The organism is Streptomyces katrae (assembly GCF_000717655.1).
GTDB classification, from domain to species: Bacteria; Actinomycetota; Actinomycetes; order Streptomycetales; family Streptomycetaceae; genus Streptomyces; species Streptomyces katrae_B.
The window spans coordinates 1-226 of record NZ_JNZY01000137.1; the positions used below are offsets into that span (position 1 = coordinate 1).

Annotated in this window: 1 protein-coding gene; it reads right to left on the bottom strand. The window is 66.8% G+C overall.

The window, feature by feature from the left end; translation table 11 throughout:
• Positions 1–7: 7 nt before the first annotated feature.
• The coding region (locus IF09_RS46675) for a transposase (protein ID WP_030304496.1) at positions 8–226 on the bottom strand (219 nt) is incomplete at its 5' end.

Sequence of the window (226 nt, forward strand, 5' to 3'; positions counted from 1 at the left end):
AGAACTGCTATCGGAATGACTTCAGGCGTCGCCAGCAGATGAGTGAGCAAGCGAGGCTGAGGAAGGCTTCGTGGATGTCGTCGCGGACTTCCCAGCGGATCCGCAGTCGGCGGAACCAGTGGAGGTGGGCGAAGGCCCGCTCGACAACCCAGCGTTCGGTGCCGAGGCCGGAGCCGTGTGGGACGCCGCGTCGGGCGATGACGGGTTTCACGCCCAGGGCCCAGGC